Annotated in this window: 14 protein-coding genes; 3 read left to right on the top strand and 11 right to left on the bottom strand. The window is 35.8% G+C overall.

Annotated elements, in window-relative coordinates:
* Nucleotides 1-33: 33 nt before the first annotated feature.
* The 7 genes from PQQ29_RS05675 to PQQ29_RS05645 all read right to left on the bottom strand — a co-directional run bounded on the left by PQQ29_RS05675 (nucleotide 34) and on the right by PQQ29_RS05645 (nucleotide 11,067).
* Nucleotides 34-2,358 (bottom strand): GW domain-containing glycosaminoglycan-binding protein, encoded by a 2,325-nt coding sequence (locus PQQ29_RS05675; RefSeq protein WP_070753337.1) that lies wholly within the window; start codon nucleotides 2,356-2,358, stop codon nucleotides 34-36.
* A 187-nt stretch (nucleotides 2,359-2,545) separates the two neighbouring features.
* Complete coding sequence (tagH, locus tag PQQ29_RS05670; RefSeq protein ID WP_010990735.1) at nucleotides 2,546-3,553, bottom strand: teichoic acids export ABC transporter ATP-binding subunit TagH; 1,008 nt, start codon at nucleotides 3,551-3,553, stop codon at nucleotides 2,546-2,548.
* 12 nt (nucleotides 3,554-3,565) lie between these two features.
* Nucleotides 3,566-4,369: an ABC transporter permease gene (locus tag PQQ29_RS05665; RefSeq protein ID WP_003761632.1), complete on the bottom strand. Its 804-nt coding sequence runs from the start codon at nucleotides 4,367-4,369 to the stop codon at nucleotides 3,566-3,568.
* Between the two features lie 281 nt (nucleotides 4,370-4,650).
* Nucleotides 4,651-5,544 (bottom strand): ABC transporter substrate-binding protein, encoded by an 894-nt coding sequence (locus PQQ29_RS05660; RefSeq protein ID WP_045554633.1) that lies wholly within the window; start codon nucleotides 5,542-5,544, stop codon nucleotides 4,651-4,653.
* A gap of 151 nt (nucleotides 5,545-5,695) precedes the next feature.
* On the bottom strand, nucleotides 5,696-9,136 hold the full coding sequence (locus PQQ29_RS05655; RefSeq protein WP_003761630.1) for a pyruvate carboxylase: 3,441 nt from the start codon (nucleotides 9,134-9,136) through the stop codon (nucleotides 5,696-5,698).
* Nucleotides 9,137-9,410: 274 nt separating this feature from the next.
* Nucleotides 9,411-10,613 carry an FtsW/RodA/SpoVE family cell cycle protein gene (locus PQQ29_RS05650; RefSeq protein ID WP_010990732.1) on the bottom strand — a complete coding sequence of 401 codons (1,203 nt, stop codon included), beginning with the start codon at nucleotides 10,611-10,613 and terminating at the stop codon, nucleotides 9,411-9,413.
* A 172-nt stretch (nucleotides 10,614-10,785) separates the two neighbouring features.
* Entirely contained in the window at nucleotides 10,786-11,067 is a 282-nt protein-coding gene (locus tag PQQ29_RS05645) for an Fpa/YlaN family protein (protein ID WP_003761623.1), read from the bottom strand.
* Nucleotides 11,068-11,272: 205 nt separating this feature from the next.
* On the opposite strand from PQQ29_RS05645, the gene PQQ29_RS05640 reads away from it, so the two are divergent.
* Nucleotides 11,273-11,503: a YlaI family protein gene (locus PQQ29_RS05640; RefSeq protein ID WP_003761622.1), complete on the top strand. Its 231-nt coding sequence runs from the start codon at nucleotides 11,273-11,275 to the stop codon at nucleotides 11,501-11,503.
* A 32-nt stretch (nucleotides 11,504-11,535) separates the two neighbouring features.
* Here PQQ29_RS05640 and PQQ29_RS05635 read toward each other — a convergent pair whose 3' ends face one another.
* From PQQ29_RS05635 to PQQ29_RS05625, 3 genes are all read right to left on the bottom strand, one after another.
* Nucleotides 11,536-12,405 carry a DUF5068 domain-containing protein gene (locus tag PQQ29_RS05635; protein WP_010990731.1) on the bottom strand — a complete coding sequence of 290 codons (870 nt, stop codon included), beginning with the start codon at nucleotides 12,403-12,405 and terminating at the stop codon, nucleotides 11,536-11,538.
* 181 nt (nucleotides 12,406-12,586) lie between these two features.
* Complete coding sequence (gene typA / locus PQQ29_RS05630; RefSeq protein WP_003771308.1) at nucleotides 12,587-14,425, bottom strand: translational GTPase TypA; 1,839 nt, start codon at nucleotides 14,423-14,425, stop codon at nucleotides 12,587-12,589.
* Between the two features lie 191 nt (nucleotides 14,426-14,616).
* Entirely contained in the window at nucleotides 14,617-15,390 is a 774-nt protein-coding gene (locus PQQ29_RS05625; RefSeq protein ID WP_003771306.1) for an inositol monophosphatase family protein, read from the bottom strand.
* A 131-nt stretch (nucleotides 15,391-15,521) separates the two neighbouring features.
* Between PQQ29_RS05625 and PQQ29_RS05620 the strand changes: the two genes are divergently transcribed.
* Both PQQ29_RS05620 and PQQ29_RS05615 read left to right on the top strand, forming a co-directional pair.
* Nucleotides 15,522-16,136 carry a YktB family protein gene (locus PQQ29_RS05620; protein WP_187984087.1) on the top strand — a complete coding sequence of 205 codons (615 nt, stop codon included), beginning with the start codon at nucleotides 15,522-15,524 and terminating at the stop codon, nucleotides 16,134-16,136.
* Nucleotides 16,137-16,336: 200 nt separating this feature from the next.
* A complete protein-coding gene (locus PQQ29_RS05615; RefSeq protein WP_003736222.1) occupies nucleotides 16,337-17,281 on the top strand; it encodes a magnesium transporter CorA family protein in 945 nt (314 codons plus the stop codon).
* 50 nt (nucleotides 17,282-17,331) lie between these two features.
* Here the strand turns inward: PQQ29_RS05615 and PQQ29_RS05610 are convergent, their stop codons facing one another.
* Nucleotides 17,332-17,862, bottom strand: a complete 531-nt coding sequence (locus PQQ29_RS05610; RefSeq protein WP_045554629.1) for a DsbA family protein — start codon at nucleotides 17,860-17,862, stop codon at nucleotides 17,332-17,334.
* Between the last annotated feature and the right edge of the window lie 18 nt (nucleotides 17,863-17,880).

Genomic DNA, 17,880 nt, shown 5'->3' with positions numbered 1-17,880 from the left:
TAAAATCACTCTGTTTTTTTATTTAACGTTCAATTATCTAATATTCGTAAATGCTCTTTGGTCAATCCAACCAATTAGTTTACCATCTACGCTCATTTGATAGTAAGTTGCTCGAGTTGTCTTCGCTTCTCGAACTAATTGCACGGTTTTATTAGCATATGAGGTAGCTTGTCCTACATTCTTAACACCGATAACTCTATAAGGTGCTGACCATATACCGTTTCCTGTTGGGTTGCTCAATAATGCAGTTTTATTAATTACATTATTGTATTCTACCGTATCATAGACATCAAAAGCTCTTTCATCCAACCAACCTACATTTTTACCATCAATGCTGAATTGGTAATAAATGCCTCGATCTGTTTTAGCACGTCTTGTAATTTTAGCTTGTTTATTGTTGTAGTTTGATGCTGACCCAACTGATTTCACACCATAAACTTGATATGGCAATGTCCAAACAGTATGACCACTAACATTCGTTACAACTGCATCACGTACATAAGATTCATCATATTCTATAGTACTATAAGTTTTAAATGCTTTCTTATCTAACCAGCCTACAGTTTTACCATTAGAGCTAAATTCATAATATGTTCCTCTACTTGTTTGAGCTTCACGAGTTATTTTGACAGTTTTATCTTTATAATTACTTGCTGGACCAATCAGTTTTACACCTACACTCTTATAAGGTGCAGTCCAAACAGCATTTCCCTCGACATTTTCAATAACTGCTTCCATATTTACAGCTTTGTTCGAAGTTATTTCATCATACATATCAAAAGCTTTTACATCTAACCAGCCAATCACATTTCCACCTGATTTAAATTGGTAGTAAGTTCCTCTTGGTGTTTTCGCCTCACGGACAATTTGAACATCTTTGTTGGCATATTTTTCAGCTTGAGCGACTAATTTTGTGCCAGCAGTCCGATAAGGTTCTGTCCAAATAGCATTACCTTGTACGTTTTTGATAGTTCCGTCTAGTGTAACAGCTTTATTGTACTCAGCTTGGTCATATAGAGTAATCGCATTTTTATCTAACCAACCGATTGCTCTTCCGCCGATACTAATATTGTAATAAGTACCATGTTGAGTTTCAACAACTTCACTAATTTTAACATCTTGGTTAGCATATTGAGTAGCCTGGGCGACAGAAGTTGTGCCTTCTAATTTATATGCTTTTGTCCAAATACCGTTTCCTGTTGGGTTAGTAATTTGTCCATCAAGGTTAACAGCTTTGCTAGAAATAACAGAATCATATGGATAGATAGTCAAAGCACGTTTATCAATCCAACCAATTGTTTTATTGTTAATACTAAACTGGTAATAAGTTCCTTTTGCGGTTTGCGCTTCACGTAAGAGTTTTATTTCTTGTTGGGCATAAGTAGTTGCATTGGTTACAAATTCTCGTCCATATACATTGTATGGTTTAGACCAAATACCATTGCCAGGTGCGCTCGTAATCTTAGCTCGTCCAACGTTTACTTTATCATAATTGACGCTATCGTATATGGTCAGTGCTTTTCCATCTACCCAACCAATTACTTTACCATTATATTTAAATTGATAGTACGTACCTCTTTTAGTTGTAGCAACAGATACTAAATCAATATCTTTGTTAGCGTATGTGCTAGCTGGACTAACAGATTGTACACCTTTAACTTTATAAGGTAGAGTCCAAACACCATTCCCTGTTGGACTTGTTACAGTCGCTTTACCGGAAGTGGATTTTTGAGTAAGAATTTTGTCGTATAAAACATCATATTTTGCTAAATCATAAGTTTCAATTACTCGGATTAAACTAGCAGCATAAGTTGGAGATGTTGCATATCCAGCTTTTTGTAGCTCATTAGCAGCTACTTTATAGTCTGTTGCATCAACTACTTTTTTGTATAAGTTTTTATTCCAAGAAGTTCCATTCACTAATAAAAGTGTATGATCAGTTACAGATTCGTTCCAACTAGGATATTTACGGAACTCAGCATCAATCTTAATCCACTCACCATTCACATATTCAGAGGTTGACATGATAACTGATTGTCCATTGTACTTTCCTTTAATACCAAATAAATTATATCCTTGTGTAGCAAGTCCACTTTTCCCCCAACCGGATTCTAAAATTGCTTGAGCTAAAGTTATACTAGACAACAGATGATATTTTTCTTGAGATGCCTGGGCAGCAGGTGCTATTTTGTCTATAAACGCTTGTTGCGATGCTGTTGTTGCAGCTTGAGCGTCTTTAACAAAGGAATTTTCTCCAGTTAATGAATTCTGTAATTGTCCACTGACAGTTGTCAAACCGTACATTGGGACAACTAGCATTGGAATCATTACAATTTTCATCCACTTTTTATTTATCATTATTCTCCAACCACTCCTTAATTTGTTTACTGTCCTATATTTTACCAAACTTTAAGCCATCGTAAGTTACAGATACATTACAAAATAAAAGAAAGTAGTTTTAAATATATTTTTGTTAAAATTTTAGACAAATTCAGCTTACTTTTTCATAAAAAAACATCCCTCCAATAGAGAGATGTTTTTCTTTTTAGCGTATCGTTATTTCATTGTTGTCTACATATGCAATTTGCTCGACTTGGTTAGTTGAGGTTTCGCTAATTAAACCTTTGAAAGATTTACCAGTTGCTACTAAAGTTCCAAATAATATGGTTAAAACAATTAAAGCTGTTAAAAGAAATTTATCAAACAGAGTTAATCGATACTTGTTAGCATTTGGATTAGGATAAACCTTTTTCTGTGGAGCTTTTTGATGTTCTTTGTGTTCTTTTTGATATTTTTTCTTGTAGTCATTTGGTTGTTTGTTAAACCATTTTACAAATTCATCATATTTTTGAGCAACTTCTTTCGCCTCGCCCATTTCACGTATTTCGCCGTGATGCATCCAGATGATTCTGTCACACAAACTTTTAACTTGTCCAAGTGAGTGACTGACAAAGACGATAGTTTTTCCACGTGCTTTAAATTCATTTATTTTATTAACACATTTTTCATAAAAAGTTTGGTCCCCTACGGATAAAGCTTCATCAATAACCAAAATATCAGGGTTAGTATGCACGGAAATTGCAAAACCTAGACGTGAACGCATACCACTCGAATAGTTTTTAATTGGTTGGTTAATGAAATCGCCAATATCAGCAAATTCAATAATACTAGGCATTAGTTTGTTAATTTGGGAACTTTTCATACCATGCATAAGTAATTTTAAGCGGATGTTCTCATAACCTGTCAACGGGCCTTTTAACCCTACTGCAATGGCAATTAATGAAGTTTCCCCGTTAATAACGACTTCGCCTTGTGTTGGCGGGATAACACCTGACATAATACTAGAAATAGTCGACTTACCGGAACCATTAATCCCGATTAAACCAACTGTTTCACCATCATGAATATCAAAAGAAACGTCTCGTAAAGCCCAAAAGGATTGCATTTTTTGACTTTTCGGCATGAACAAGCCTTTAATCTTGTCTGATTTATTTTGATAGAGGTCATATTCTTTCGACACATGTTTAAATGCTATTTTAATATTTTTACCCATCTGTCTAACCTCCTATAAATAATCCACGAAGCGTTCACGGAATTTCATGTGCAGTGTCGCTCCAACAAATAATAGTGTTAGTGTAATCAACCAGAAATACATCGTGTAGGACGGAGATTCCCAAAAACCTCTATTCATTAAGAATGTTTCCCTAAAACCATTAACCACATAGTATATTGGATTTAATTTTAATAAATGAACTAACCATTGTGGCAACATAGTTTCTAAATTCCAAACAATCCCCGTTACATAGAAAAGTACACGCATAACGGATTGCAACATAATATAATAATCTCTAACTAAAACACTAATAGTTGCATTAAATAATGTAACACTAAATAAAAAAGCAATCATTGCTACAAAATAATACAAATATTGGCCCCAATAAATCGTAACAGGAGTTCCATTTAAGGCAAGTAATCCAAGCAAAATTACCATCATCGTAAAGTAGCTAGTTAAATTAGAAACAATCGTTATATTCGGTAAAATACTCATTGGGAAATTCATTTTTGAAACCATACCTATTTTATTATAAATACTATTCGCACCTTGTAAAATAACCGCACTAATAAAGAACCAAGGAATAATCCCAGCCAGCATCCATTCAATATAACTTGCATCAGAACCAGATTTTGCATTCATACCGAATCCAAACACGAAATAATAAATAGCAATTTGGATTAATGGGTTTAAAATCTGCCAAGCTAGCCCTAGATAATGACTTTGATATGTAGCCTTATCTTCATAGCGCGCAATGCGAAATATCATTGGTAAATTTTTAATTTGTTCTTTAATAACTTCCATAACTTGTTTCACAAAAACACTTCTTCCCGAAAAATAATATGGTTTTAAAAACCAGATTCAGCTCACTATTTACTTATAGGCAACTCCTCCACTTAAAACCAAGTACACCTTGTTTGTATTATTTGTCGTCTAAGTTGCCGTATTCTTGCTGTTTATGCATGATCTTCTAAGTGTAAATTGCTTTCTTTATTAGGTGAATCACTTTACTAATAAGCTTTAGCAAAAAATCCACCCTATGTTAAATTACCTTAAAAGTCGTTTTTTGTAAAGCTTCATCTGTCATTATCAAAGAATTAGTTTTCAAAAACTGCTTGAATATCTGCTGCACCTTCTAATAATCTTGGACCAGGACGACTTAATTTATTCGCATCCATTTCAAAAATCTGTTCATTTTTAACAGCTGGAAGGTCTTTCCATGCAGCACGTTTTAAAATAGTTGCTTTTGCATCTGGATAAACGGATAAAATAATATCCGGTTTTAATTCTACAACTTTTTCTTCATTGTATGGAATAAAGCCAGTTTCGGTAACGATATTTGTACCACCAGCAAGTTCAAGCATTTCATTCATAAACGTTCCTTTACCTGCTGTATATAAGTCTGGGCTAATTTCAATCCACACTTTTGGAGATGTTTTCAGCTCTTTGGCTTTCTTTTCAACTGCGGCTTTTTGTTTCTCCATCGAGGCAGTTACGTCTTTTGCTTTTTGCTCTTTTCCAGTTAATTTACCAATTGTTTCAATGGAATTTTCGACTTCTTTTAAATTAGTTGCATCTGGCACAACAAATACATTAATTCCTGCATCTTTGAGTAATTGATAAGCGTCTTTTTCAGTGGCAAGCATAGACTCATGACCAAGTACTAAATCTGGTTTAAGTGCGATAATTTTTTCAGTGTCTACAGTAGTTGAAGTGACTTTTTCGATTTTTTGAGCTTCTTTAGGATAGTCATCGTAAGCCGAAACACCTTTTACTTTATCTCCCAAATCAAGCGCAAATAAAATTTCAGTGTTACTCGGTATTAATGAAACAATTTTTGTTGGTGCTTCTTTTAAAGTGATTTTTTGCTCTGTTGCATCTTTCACTTCAATTTTCTTTGTTTTTTCTGTTGGCGCTTTTGTTTCAGTATTCCCGCATGCAGTTAAAATCACAAGTAATAATACTACGGCAATTCCTTTAAACCATTTCATATGTAAGTTCTCCTTTTTTAGAAAAAACGGGTGCGAATATAGCGCTATTGATTCGAAAAAACGTCTGTTTGCTACGTTTAAAATATCGATATTTAAAGTTTGCTACTTTAAATTAGCGTTATATTCCCACCCGTTAATCGTTTATGTTTTTTTATTTTCTGTTTACTTCAATTAATAGATCACCAGATTCGATAGTGTCGCCGTCAGAAACATAAATGCTGCTAACTTCTCCATCGAATGGCGCTTGAATGGTTGTTTCCATTTTCATTGCTTCTGTGATTAATAATGGATCACCTTTTTTCACAGAGTCGCCTTTTTTCACAACAACTTGAATAACGGAACCTGTCATTGTAGCTCCAACATGTTCTGGGTTTGTTGTATCAATTTTACGGCGGGCAATAACTGTTGATTGAACATTCATATCTTGGATGTTGATTTCACGTGGTTGACCATTTAGTTCGAAATAAATGACACGTGTTCCATCCGCAATTGGTTCACCGATCGAATTAAGCTTGATTAGGAGAATTTTTCCTTTTTCAAGTTCTACTTCAATCGTTTCACCTAAGCGCATACCTTTGTAAAATGTTGGTGTATCAAGGACTGTTACATCACCATATTTACTAATCATCTCTTGATAATCTAGGAATACTTTTGGATATAAGATATAGGAAATGACATCTTTTTCAGATGGTTCATAGCCCATTTTCTCTTTTAGTTCAGCTTTGACATCTGCAAAGTTAACTGGCTCCATTAGAGCTCCTGGACGATCTGCAAGTGGTGTGCGTCCTTTGAGTACTAGTTTTTGAAGTTTTTCTGGGAAACCGCCATATGGTTGGCCGATTTCGCCCATAAAGAATTCGATAACGGAATCTGGGAAGTCGATAGTATCGCCTTTTTCATAGACATCTTCTTCTGTAAGTTCGTTTTGAACCATAAATAGTGCCAAGTCTCCAACAACTTTAGAAGATGGTGTAACTTTAACGATGTCTCCAAACATTTGGTTTACAACAGTGTACATTTCTTTTACTTCATCCCAACGATCGCCAAGTCCAACAGCAATTGCTTGTTGTTGAAGGTTGGTATATTGACCACCTGGCATTTCATGGATATATACTTCTGTTTGAGGCGAGTTAAGTGCGTTGTCAAAGTCTTTATAATAATGACGAACATCTTCCCAGTAATGATTAATAATTTGGGAGTTTTGTGCGTCTAGGTTGGTTTGACGATTACCATTAACTAATCCGTAATAAAGACCAGTCATACTTGGTTGGCTTGTCGCTCCACTCATCGCACTTGATGCTACGTCAACAATGTCAACTCCTGCACTAACTGCCGCTGCATACGTATAAATACCATTACCGCTTGTGTCATGTGTATGAAGGTGAATCGGAACATCTACTGTATCTTTTAATTCCCCAATTAAACGGTAAGCCGCTTGTGGTTTTAAAAGTCCAGCCATATCTTTAATTCCTAAAATATGCGTACCTTGAGCAACGAGCTCTTTCGCCATATCTTTATAGTAGTCAATCGTGTATTTCGTTCTTGTGTCATCATCAATGTCTCCTGTATAGCAGATAGTAGCCTCTACGACCTTCCCTGCTTCACGAACAGCATCAATTGACACTTCCATACCTTTGATCCAGTTTAAGCTATCAAACACCCGGAATACATCGACACCGGATTGCGCTGATTGCTTAACGAATTCGCGAATAACATTGTCTGGATAGTTTTTGTACCCAACAGCATTGGCTCCGCGAAGTAACATTTGGAACATTACGTTTGGAATTTGTTTTCTAAGTGTTTCCAGGCGCACCCAAGGATCTTCATTTAGGAAGCGATAAGCTACATCAAAAGTTGCCCCGCCCCACATTTCAAATGAGAACATATTTGGTAATAAATGAGCCATCGCATCTGCTATTTGGAAAATGTCTTTCGAGCGAACACGTGTCGCAAGTAAAGATTGGTGCGCATCCCGAAGTGTAGTGTCTGTTAAGAGCACTTCTTCTTGTTTTTTCACCCAGTCTACAACGCCTTCTGGTCCTTTTGCATCCAAAATTTGTTTAGTTCCCGGTGCGATTTGCGAACCATAAGGAATTTTAGGCAAACGTGGCTCTGCGTATACAGGTTTGTCACGGTGCTTAATTCCTGGGAAGCCATTTACTGTTACATTACCAATATAGCGCAACGTTTTCGTACCACGGTCGCGAATATGTGGGAATTTAAATAGTTCAGGCGTAGTATCGATAAAGCTTGTATTATAATTACCACTTGCAAAATCCGGATGACGAACAACATTTAATAAGAAAGGAATGTTTGTTTTCACACCGCGGATACGGAATTCAATTAAGTTCCGACGCATTTTGCGCGTTGCTTGCTCAAATGTCATACCCCAAGTACATAATTTTACAAGTAAAGAATCATAAAACGGTGTTACTACTGTTCCTTGGAAACCATTACCTGCATCCAAACGAACACCAAATCCACCTGTAGAACGGTATGTGTCTACTCGACCAGTATCTGGCATAAAGTTATTAAGTGGATCTTCAGTAGTAATACGGCTTTGAATTGCAGAGCCGTGAATATGGATGTCTTCTTGTTTAGGAATAGCCACTAGCTGATCGTGAAGCGCATAACCATCTGCAATGAATAGTTGAGATTGAACAATATCAATCCCTGTAATCATTTCAGTAATTGTATGCTCTACTTGCACACGAGGATTTACTTCAATAAAGTAAAAATTATCGCCTTCAACTAAAAATTCTACTGTTCCCGCATTGATATAATCAACGTTTTTCATTAATTTAACTGCTGCATCACAAATACGGTTACGAAGTTCAGAAGTAATCGCATTACACGGAGCAACTTCCACTACTTTTTGGTGACGGCGTTGAATAGAACAATCACGCTCGAATAAATGAACGATATTACCGTGAGTGTCACCAAGAATTTGTACTTCAATATGTTTTGGATTCATAACACATTTTTCTACGTATACTTCATCGTTTCCGAAAGCGGCTTTTGCTTCAGAAGACGCACGTTCAAAACTTTCTTTCACATGTTCTTTTGATTCTACGACACGCATACCACGACCGCCGCCTCCAAGGGAAGCTTTAATCATTAAAGGATAGCCGTTCTTTTCACCGAATTCTTCTACTTCTTTAATACCAGCTACCGGACCATCACTGCCTGGAATTACTGGAATATCAGCTAATAAAGCTTGTTCTTTTGCTTTAATTTTGTCACCAAACATATCTAGGTGTTTTGATTTAGGACCAACGAAAATAATGCCTTCTTGCTCACAACGACGAGCAAATTCAATGTTTTCGGACAAGAAACCATATCCCGGATGAATCGCGTCTGCACCAGATTCTTTAGCAATTTCAATGATGTTTTCGATATCTAGATACGCATCAATAGGCTTTTTCCCTGCTCCAACCAGATAGGCTTCATCTGATTTATACCGGTGAAAACTACCAGTATCTTCTTGTGAATAAATAGCCACTGTTTTGATTTTGAGTTCAGTACATGCACGCATAACGCGGATAGCAATTTCTCCACGGTTTGCTACTAATACTTTTTTTATTCGATTCATTTTTTTCCTCCTAACCAACACTGATCTGTTCTATACTTGATACGATGCCTAAATGGACGAAATGATTATGTATACTTTTAAGCTCTCCCTTTTTTAGGCTGTAAAACGGTATATAACTTCAATTATAGTATTAAATGCCATCAGATGTAAATTATTTTCTTTCTAAATATTTAAAACAATATCGAAAACACGAATAAACTGGCTATAAACCGCCAAAAACAATCGGTAAAACGAAAAAAGAAAAAGCCAATTAAATGACTTTTTCTTTTGAAATCTATCGTCTTTTTTGCTTTTTGGGAACTTCTTTTTTAGAACCATCTGCACTATACAAACGGTGATATTTATTAAACATCGAAATATTTGCTACAATTCCAAGCATCATGGAAAGAACCATTAATGAAGAACCACCGTAACTGATAAATGGAAGTGTTACCCCAGTTAGCGGGATAAGTCCACTTGCACCGCCTAAATTAATAAATGCTTGAATAGCAATCAAACTTGCAATCCCGTAGCACATTAATGAAGCAAAAGGATCTTTCGCCCTGAGTCCGGTAGAAATCGTTTTAAAAATAATGAAAAACAGCGCTAAAATAATGAACATTACGCCAAACACACCTAATTCTTCTGCAACTACAGCAATAATAAAATCGGTATGCGCTTCAGGTAAATAGCCTAGCTTCTGAACACTTTCGCCGAGACCTTGCCCAGAAACACCACCTGAACCTATTGCATAAAAGGAATTAATTAGTTGATGTCCTTCTTTATCTGCGTATTCAAACGGATTCATAAAGGTCGTAATCCGCGCTACTTTTGTTGGTGATACGATTTCCGTTCTGACTTTATCTGGTAAAGCGAACAAAATTAGTGTAAGGGCGACAATGACCCCGACTCCAATTCCAATTAGTTTCATAATTGTTCGAAGTCTCATCCCAGAAGCAATAATAATACAACAACCAACAAGGAAAATAATAAACGCAGTACCTGTATCCGGTTGAATCGCAATCAAGAAACAAACAAAAGCAAGGAAGAATATTGGTGGCAAAACACCGCGGTTAAAGTCATCAATGTAACTTTGCTTTTTCGCATAAATTGCAGACATATAAATAATGACAGCTAATTTTGCAAATTCCCCGGGTTGAAGTGAACGTGGTCCAACTACTAGCCAACTATTCGCATTATTCACCGTCTTCCCAACTAAGAAAATCAGTAACAAAACACCGATTGAGCCAAATACAATTAACATAAGAACTTTATTGTTTTGATAAAACTTAAAAGGGATAAGCGCAAAAAGAACAAAGAAAATAAAACTAATTATAAAGTTTTTTACTTGGCGTGCATAATAGTAGTCAGCAGGTAAATCTTTACCAATAGCTAGAGACCAGCTTGCACTATAAATCATTATAATTCCAAATAAACAAAGCACTATAAAAACAGCAATAAATGCATAATCATATGATTTTAAAATTCGTTTTAACATTGGCATCTTCCAATCCCTGAGAAGTTACTATCCCATCTTGTATTCTATTCTTTCTATTATAAAGGAAAAAGCCTTCAAATGAAAAGAAGAATTGCCTCCTTCTTTTGGCTCATTTTTCCTGCCAAACAAAAAAAGATGTCAGAAAGAATCAGACATCTTTTCAATTAAATCATTATTTTTTGCTCATGGAAAGTTCATGTAGCGCGGATAATTCTTTCTCCAGTGTGGAAATTAATTTTTTTCCTTCTTCCGGTTCAATTAGTCCTAGGCGGGTTGCAAAATTAATTTCACGGGATAAGCCATACATCTGTGTATCAAGAACTTCTTCATATGCTGGACATTGCGGTAATGTTAAATTATCCATTTGAACTTTAATCAACTGTAAGATTCGTTTTGCGTCTTGTTTTAAAAGCTCAATTGCCTCTTCTCTGTGATCTATCTTTTTATTTGCCATCACAGAACCCCCTATCATCCGCTATAATAAGCGCTTTATTTTCATCTTAAGAGAACCCTTAAGTAAAATTTAATACTAGATAAGTCTAGTATATCACAAATTAAAAGCCACGCAAGCAAGAATAGGCTAAAATTTTTTGAAAAATCCGCTTTTACTCGCCTTTTTCGATAATCGTGCTATAATACTTGTGTGAGGTGAAGATAAATTGAATGCAAAATGTATCTTATGCGAGCGTGTAGACGAACTAGACAATCGTGAATTTAAAACAAAGCAATTACGTAATAAACCAATTAGAATGTATTTATGTCCTGAATGTGAACATCGTGTAGCTATTAAAACTATCAGTCGCGTGAATTCTGGTCATTTTAATTTCCATAAACCAGTTGTAATGTCGAATAGTGAGTTAAAGAATTTAATAGAAAGTACGGAGAAATAAAAAAACCGCCCAATTAACTGGGCGGTTTTTTTCTATTTTACTGGAAAGGAAACAACAACGTCGTCGCCAGCTTTTGCTTCTGAAACAGTTGAATCAAATTTATCAGGGTTTGGTACACCGAGTTTCGAGTCAGCTGCTAGATCATTATAGACAGCTTCAGTCATTGTGAAAGTTAATAGACCACGCGCTGTTTTACCGGCTGCGAAGTTATTGGGATCAGATTTACTTCCGATAAGATGGAAATTAGAAGGTACAAAGTTATCTAAACTTCCTCCTACAAATTCATTTGCTCCTACAAGGGTAATTTGATCGGCTTTATACATTTTATCTTTCGAAGATGTGTTTTTGATAGAAATATCTAATGTAATAACGTAACCATTTTTATTTGCTAAATAACTTTCTGGATTGCTCGCACTTACTGATTTGTTTGCTCCAACAACATGTTCTACTTTGTACTGGTTAACATCAATGGTTAAATTTTGAAAGATTTTTTGAAATGACGGACTACTGGACAAATAAGTTGTTGTCACTGTTCCGCCAAGTACAGATGCTACATTAGATGTTTTAAATCCACTGGTAGATAGAGAAAACGCTGGTGTTGAAGGAGTGTTTTTATTTGATTCTGTTGAATTACCACTGCTTTTTGTCGGTGCATTTTTTTCAATATCTGAGCTACCTTTAGTTACTACACCTTTATCATCTGTTACAGAGTCTTTTACTGTATCTTTTTTCTCAGTATCAACTGTTTTGTTTGTATCTTTTGGTGTAGATGTGGCTTTTTTTGCTGTTGTTTTTTTATCTTCATTATCTTTTGCGGTGTTTCCATTTGCATAAACTCCAATTACAACGCCACCGATAAGAAGTACCACTAATACTGCAAGAATAATTATCCGTTTTTTCATAATAATAACCACCTTTTCTACTTACTTATAATATACCAAATAGCTATTCATATTACAATAGTGTTACAAAGACATTATTTTATTCCCTGTTTTCCTCCTATTAATGCATAAAAAAAGCCAAATAAATTTTTAAAAGATACTAATATCTCTAAAAAAACTATTTGGCTTATTTTTAAATTAATTATTCAGCAGTTTTTGAACGTTTTGCTGCTTTTTCACGTTCGTTTTTGTTTAGAATTTTTTTACGTAAACGGATGGATTCTGGTGTAACTTCACAGTATTCATCTTCGTTTAGGAATTCTAATGATTCTTCTAATGATAAGTGACGAGGTTTTTTGATAACGTTGGTTTGGTCTTTGTTAGCAGAACGAATGTTAGTCATTTGTTTTGCTTTTACAATGTTTACAGCGATATCGCCTTCACGGTTGTTTTCTCCAACGATCATACCTTCGTAAATATCAGTTCCTGGTTCTACAAAAATAGTACCACGATCTTCTACTTGCATTGTTCCGTAAGTAGTAGATTTACCTGTTTCCATGGATACAAGAACACCACGGCTACGTCCACCAACGCGACCTTTTTGGATTGGTTGGTAGCTATCGAATGTATGGTTGATAATACCATAACCACGTGTCATTGAAAGGAAATCAGTTGTATAACCGATTAATCCACGAGCTGGAACCATGAATTGTAAACGAACTTGGCCATTGCCGTCGTTAATCATGTTTTTCATTTCGCCTTTACGTTGGCTGATAGATTCAATAACTGAACCCATGAATTCTTCTGGAGTATCAATTTGAACGTCTTCTACTGGTTCACATTTCACGCCATCGATTTCACGGATGATTACTTCTGGTTTAGAAACTTGTAACTCATAACCTTCACGACGCATCGTTTCAATTAAGATAGACAAGTGAAGCTCACCACGACCAGATACTACCCATGCGTCTGGAGAAGCTGTTGGTTCAACGCGTAAAGATACATCCGTTTGAAGTTCTGCAAGTAAGCGTTCTTCAATTTTACGGCTTGTTACGTGTTTACCTTCACGGCCTGCGAAAGGACTGTTATTTGTTACAAAAGTCATTTGCAAGGTTGGCTCATCAATACGTAAAAGTGGAAGTGCTTCTTGGTGGTCAAATGGTGTTACTGTTTCACCGACGAAGATGTCTTCCATTCCTGCAAGTGCTACTAAGTCACCCGCTTTTGCTTCTTTAATTTCGTCACGTTTTAGTCCGAAGAAACCGAACATTTTCGTTACACGGAATTGTTTTACTGTGCCGTCTAGTTTAATTAAGGCAACTGTTTGTCCTACGTGCATTGTTCCACGGAAAACGCGGCCAATACCAATACGACCAACATAGTCATTATAATCAAGTAATGAAACTTGGAATTGTAATGGCTCGTCGCTGTTATCAACTGGAGCTGGAATATGTTCAATAATAGTGTCTAAAAGTGGTTTCATTGTTTCTTTTTGTTCTGCTGGGTCGGATTCAAAGCTTGAAGTTCCGTTAATTGCAGAAGCATAAACAACTGGGAATTCTAATTGATCGTCGTTCGCACCTAGTTCGATGAATAATTCTAGTACTTCATCAACAACTTCTTCTGGGCGAGCAAAGTCACGGTCAATTTTGTTTACTACTACGATTGGAGTTAGGTTTTGTTCTAGTGCTTTTTTTAGTACAAAACGTGTTTGAGGCATAGTACCTTCATACGCGTCCACTACTAAAAGAACACCATCAACCATTTTCATGATACGTTCTACTTCTCCACCAAAATCGGCGTGTCCAGGTGTATCCATGATGTTTACGCGTGTATCTTCATACTTAATTGCTGTATTTTTCGCTAAAATTGTAATACCGCGTTCTCTTTCTAAATCATTGTTGTCCATTGCACGTTCTGCAACTGTTTCATTGTCGCGGAAAGTACCTGATTGGCGTAGTAATTGGTCTACTAGTGTAGTTTTACCATGGTCAACGTGGGCAATAATTGCTACATTACGAATATCGTTTCTTAAATTCAATCTTGTTTCCTCCTAAATTAAAAATCCAAACATTTATCGTGAAGATTAGCCAAAAGAAAGAGGAAAATAGATTTATTTTCCTCCGTCGCTATCGTCTCGTTTAAATCAACTTACCTATTATAGCATAGCTAAGCGGATTTAGCACTATTTTTATTTTCTGAAAATGAGTTTTTTTATGTTGAGCGCTTTCTTTAAGGCAGGTAGTTGTCTAATAGGGTTTGATGAATTTTTGGTGTTGCAACGATGGAACTTCCTTTTTCCAGCATATTGATTTTTGAGCCGTCAATTCGGGTGACAATTCCCCCTAATTCTTCCACGATAATTTTTCCAGCAGCAATATCCCACGGAGCTAAATTAGCTGAAAGATATGCCCCTGCTCGCCCGGTTGCAACGTCCATATATTCAAGTGAAGCTGCTCCGTGAAGTCGTAGCCCTCTTGAGACTTTTACGGCTTCCCACATAGTTGGAAATTTTCTTGTCACACTTAGGTTGGCAATTAGTAGTGCATCTTGCAAATCCATGTCTTTATCGATTTTAGGAATTTGTTTGCCATTTACTGTTGCGCCTTTTCCTTTTTCCGCGAAGTATAGTTCATCACGAGTAACATCATAAATATAAGCCAAGTGCCCTACTCCATCTTGATAAATTGCAAGTGAAATGGCAAAATCTCGTTGTTGCTCCACAAAATTAAGTGTGCCGTCGATTGGATCAAGAATCCAAACAATTCCATTTAAATCGGTCACATCATCTGACATACCTTCTTCGCCAAATAAGCGATGGTTTGGAAAATGGTCTTTGATTTGTTTGACAAAAAAAGCTTCTGTTTCTTTATCCATGTTTGTCACTAAATCATTTCGGCCAGACTTTATATCAATGTCTAATGTTTCTTTAAAAGATTGTTTGATTTTTGCTGCTGCTTCCATAATCCATAACCTTGCTAAATAATCTATTTTTTCGCTGTCCATGCTAACACCTCTTTTAGACTCGTTTTGTTTATTTTATCACAAAAATGAATTATCTGAATAGAACAAGATTCTTTCACTTAGAACTTAACTTCCGTATAATGAAACTATATGCAAAATTAGGAGGAAAACAGATGACTTTTAAAGGATTTAGTAAGAAAGATTTTAAAACAATGCAAATTTCTGGTCTGGACGCACGTATGGCTGGAATTCAAAATGATATTCAGCCGAAATTTAAAGCAGTTGGGGAAGAATTAACTACTTATTTAAGTGCCAAACTTGGCGATGAAATGTTTTTACATATTGCTCGTCACCAAAGACGTTCGGTTAACCCACCTGAAAGCACATGGCTTGCGATTTGCCACGATAAACGCGGTTATAAAAAGCACCCTCATTTTCAAGTAGGACTTTTTGATAATTATTTATTCATCTGGCTCGCTTTTATTTATGAAAATGAAGAAAGCACAAAAATCGCCAATCGCTTTTTGAAAGAAAAGAAACTACTTGCTGATTTACCTGATACATTTGCGATTTCGCCAGACCATACGGAAGAGAAAACATACCCGGTGCACGGCGGTCAACTTGACGCAACGCTTAAACGTTTCCGTGATGTAAAAAAAGGTGAATTTTTGGTTGGAAAAATTTATCTACCTGACGATAACCATTTATCCCCTGGAAAAGACTTCATCAAAGAGGCTGAAATGGTACTTGATGAGCTTATTCCGCTTTATAAGGCTGCTCTTCAATAAAAGATGTACAAATGACTATAATCTAGGTATAATGGTAGAGTTGTGAATTACTATGGTTTGAAGGAGTTGAGGAACGTGAAAAAGGAGCAGCAAACAGCAAGTGACCCTGGTCCACATCGAAGTATTCATACAGGTGATTTTTCACGGGAACGAAACTCTAACCGCGTGAAATTTACCTGTTAAAAAAGGAGGTAAAAAGCATGCATCAAATTTTCAAATCAGATGAAAACGGCAAATTAATTGAATTAGAAGAAGTAACACGCAACTGTTGGATTAATATCGTTGCCCCTACTTCAGAAGAAATTAATAAAATTGCCGATAACTATGAAATCCCTTTGGAGTTCTTAGAAGATCCATTAGATAAAGATGAAAGTGCTCGTATTGAACGCGATGATGATTCAGATTCCGTTTTAATCGTCTGTGACTTTCCAGTAGTTGATGAAGATGATATTCATTACGCTTCATTTGAAACGATTCCGATGGGGATTATTATTACAAAGGACTACTTTATTACGATTTGTACGATTGATTCTTCTATTGTACAATCATTTATTAGAAACCGTATTAAAGGCTTTTATACGCACATGAAAACACGATTTGCCTTACAAATTCTATATATGATTTCAACTACGTTCCTGCGTCACTTAAAACGCTTGAACCGCCAAACAGATGAAATCGAAAAAGAACTACATGAATCCATGAAAAATAAACAGCTTTATGATTTAATGGGAATTGAAAAAAGTTTAGTTTACTTTGTAACAGCCCTTAAATCGAATAAAGTCGTACTCGATAAAATGATGCGTCAAAATATCGTTAAAATGTACGAGGAAGATCAAGACTTACTAGAAGATGTTATTATTGAAAATCGTCAGGGAATCGAAATGGCGGAAGTTCACTCGAATATTTTAAGTGGGATGATGGATGCTTATGCTTCAATTATCTCCAACAATATGAATATCGTGATGAAATTTCTCACTTCTTTTACTATCATTTTGACGATTCCGACGATGGTTTTTAGTTTTTATGGAATGAACGTGAAATTACCGTTTATGGAAACACCTTTAGCTTGGATATTAACGCTTGGTTTTGCTTTTGGGATTGCCGGAGCGCTTGCGATTGTATTCTGGCGGAGGAAATTCTTTTAAAATAAAAAACGAATGTATCGCCTAAATTGATAGGCAATACATTCGTTTTTTTATTTAGCTAATTCGCCGTCAAGTAAGTCGCGTAACTCTTCAGGGCTAATGTGCTCATCAAATATATGTTCACCAACAATAACAGTCGGTACAAAAACAACATTTGCCGCGTTTGCTTCAGCGATTATTTTTTCAGATGCAGCTTTGTTGTTTTGCTCTGTTAGGCCTAGTGTAGACTCCATATATTCAGCTACTTCTGAAAGGCTTAGGCTACCCCATTCGTCTTGCGTGCTATAGATTTTATTGATAGTTTCACGTGTTTCTTCTGGTTTAGAATAATCCAAGTAACGATGCGCTACATTTCCACGTTGTAAAGATTCTTTTTCTTTATCAAATGGTTTAATGATTAATTCGATTTTTCCTGCTTGAATATATTCAGTTAGGACGTCTTTAGATTTTTCATTCCACTCACGACAAAATGGGCAACGTAAGTTAATAAATGACATTACTTTAACTGGAGCTCCCTTTTCACCTACGTGTATCCCTGTTTCTGGTGTTACTACTTCTGCTTTAATTTGACTAATATCCATGAAAAAATTCCTCCTCTT

Origin of the sequence: Listeria innocua (assembly GCF_028596125.1) — a bacterium.
Classification (GTDB): domain Bacteria; phylum Bacillota; class Bacilli; order Lactobacillales; family Listeriaceae; genus Listeria; species Listeria innocua.
This window is presented reverse-complemented; position numbering and strand designations above follow the sequence as displayed.

Coding starts and splice junctions, on each gene's coding strand:
- PQQ29_RS05675 (WP_070753337.1), bottom strand. CDS start 2,358: ATGATAAATAAAAAGTGGATGAAAATTGTAATGATTCCAATGCTAGTT.
- tagH (WP_010990735.1), bottom strand. CDS start 3,553: ATGGGTAAAAATATTAAAATAGCATTTAAACATGTGTCGAAAGAATAT.
- PQQ29_RS05660 (WP_045554633.1), bottom strand. CDS start 5,544: ATGAAATGGTTTAAAGGAATTGCCGTAGTATTATTACTTGTGATTTTA.
- PQQ29_RS05655 (WP_003761630.1), bottom strand. CDS start 9,136: ATGAATCGAATAAAAAAAGTATTAGTAGCAAACCGTGGAGAAATTGCT.
- PQQ29_RS05650 (WP_010990732.1), bottom strand. CDS start 10,613: ATGTTAAAACGAATTTTAAAATCATATGATTATGCATTTATTGCTGTT.
- PQQ29_RS05645 (WP_003761623.1), bottom strand. CDS start 11,067: ATGGCAAATAAAAAGATAGATCACAGAGAAGAGGCAATTGAGCTTTTA.
- PQQ29_RS05635 (WP_010990731.1), bottom strand. CDS start 12,405: ATGAAAAAACGGATAATTATTCTTGCAGTATTAGTGGTACTTCTTATC.
- PQQ29_RS05625 (WP_003771306.1), bottom strand. CDS start 15,390: ATGGACAGCGAAAAAATAGATTATTTAGCAAGGTTATGGATTATGGAA.
- PQQ29_RS05620 (WP_187984087.1), top strand. CDS start 15,522: ATGACTTTTAAAGGATTTAGTAAGAAAGATTTTAAAACAATGCAAATT.
- PQQ29_RS05615 (WP_003736222.1), top strand. CDS start 16,337: ATGCATCAAATTTTCAAATCAGATGAAAACGGCAAATTAATTGAATTA.
- PQQ29_RS05610 (WP_045554629.1), bottom strand. CDS start 17,862: ATGGATATTAGTCAAATTAAAGCAGAAGTAGTAACACCAGAAACAGGG.